Below are 1,879 nucleotides of genomic sequence, written 5' to 3'. Positions count from 1 at the left end.
CGAGAGGAGCAAGCCAGACTGCTGTCATAGTCGTGACTTGGCTTCACTGTCGCTGTTCTCCTTCATCGTTTTGGATTATTGCGGTCTTCTGGTGGTCGAGCCAGGCTTGTCGGGGCTGGTGGCCGCGGGACTGCTGATGGAGCGCGCGGAGCCGGTCGATTTCGGCTGCGTCGGCTTGGATGATCCAAGAATGATGTGCGTCGTCGGCCTGGTGGCCGGTGACCCGGCCTTGGGTGAGCCACCCGTAGAGGGTGACGCGCGGGATGCCGAGCTCCCGGGCGAGGTCGGTCAGCCGCCACTCGCCGGGGCCCAGTGCAGGGCGGGTCCTGCGGAGGGCTCGTTCGCGGCGGCTGACACAGCCCAGATCCTGCAGGAGATGACGGATCCCCTCGGCTCCGAAGCGTTCACGGCGCTTGGGCGGGCGGAATCCTTCGCTGTTCAAGATGTCCGCGATGGCGGCCGCGGCGTGGCCGCTCTGGGCGAGTGCACGGGCGCGGGCTGCCAGGCGGGGGTAGTAGCTGAGCTGGTCCAGGCGGGCGACGGGTCGGACGAACTCGCCGTTCGTGCGGTGTCCTCCGGCCCAGGTGATCTCAGCGCTGACCCGCTCGCTGTCTCCGACGACGGCGAGGCTCACCTTATCGACCAGGTGACGCAGGAGCTGTTTGCGATCTGCGTCAGTGGTCGTCGCGGCTGCCCAGATAGCCGGGATGTCGCTGGCCAGGGCACGGATCCGCTCACGCTCTTCAGTGGTCAGCGTGCGGGGCCGGGCGGCGGTGAAGCGATCGTACTCCTCGGCCAGGTTCCGCTGCTCGGCCAGCGCGTTCTCCCAGTTCCGCTCAAGCTCACGCACGACCAGGCGGTTCTCGGGCTCGGCCAACTGGTACTGGCGCCGGGCCCGGTCGACGGCGTACTGGGCACGTTCCAGACGCTGCCGCCAGATCCGCTCGACCTGCTCGCGCCGCTGCTGGGCCTGCCCGGCGGCCTGGAGGGAGACCTCGAGTGCGGCCGGGGCCAGCGCGGTCATGAGCAGGCCGGTCACGAAGCGGTCCGCACAGGTGCCGGCCAGTGTCTGGCACAGCGACCCGCCGTAGTCGGCCTTGGCCCGGGAGCATTCGTAGCCCGGCCGCAACCGCCCCTGGGGTCCGCGCTGATAGTGCACAGTCATGCGGGTGCCACAACGGCCGCAGAAGACGAGGCCGCCCAGCAGCGCGGGCCCGTCTCGCAACGAGCCCATGCTCTCGGACCTGGCCCGGTTCGCCTCGAGCCGGGCCAGGTTGCGTTCATGGCGCGCGATGTCGATATAGGCGGGCAGCATGTCGGGCAAGTAGACCAGCCAGTCCTCGCGGGGCCGGCGGACCCGGCCGGTGAACGGGCGGCCCTCCTGGCGACGCCGCGGATCGAGTTTGCTGCGGCCGTAGACGTAGGCACCGGCATAGATCGGGTGGCGGAGCATGTTCTGCAGCGCGATCCGGCTGGGCCGGCGCCACTGCAGGTCACCCCGCCCGGCCCCTTCACGAACCCGGATGCCCAGCTGAAGTCCGTGGTCGACGAAGTACCGCAGCACCGCGTTGAGAGTGGCGAGCTCGTCGAACAGGTCGAAGACCAGCCGGACCACGCTCTGGACCTGCTCGTCCGGGTCCAGTTCGACCGTCCCATCGGGCCGGCGGATATAGCCGACTGGCAACGGCACGGCGAGTTCACCACGGCGGGCCTTGCTGATCCGCCCGCTCCACAACCGCTGTTTGATCAGGTGGAGTTCGGCCTCGCTGATCGTCCCCTTCAGTCCGAGCAGGAGCCGGTCGTTGTGCTCGGCGGGGTCATAGACACCGTCCGGGTCGGCCAGCAGCGTCCCCGACAACGCGCACAGTTCCAGCAACTG

Annotated in this window: 1 protein-coding gene; it reads right to left on the bottom strand. The window is 69.0% G+C overall.

Annotation, left to right across the window (positions count from 1 at the left end; translation table 11 throughout):
• Window positions 1–43: 43 nt before the first annotated feature.
• On the bottom strand, window positions 44–1,879 hold a 1,836-nt coding region (locus ABZ490_RS52100; protein WP_359008101.1), incomplete at its 5' end, for a recombinase family protein.

Source organism: Streptomyces sp. NPDC005811, assembly GCF_040630405.1.
Classification (GTDB): Bacteria; Actinomycetota; Actinomycetes; order Streptomycetales; family Streptomycetaceae; genus Streptomyces.
Note: the sequence above shows the minus strand (reverse complement) of the source record. Positions and strands in the feature narration are given on the sequence as shown.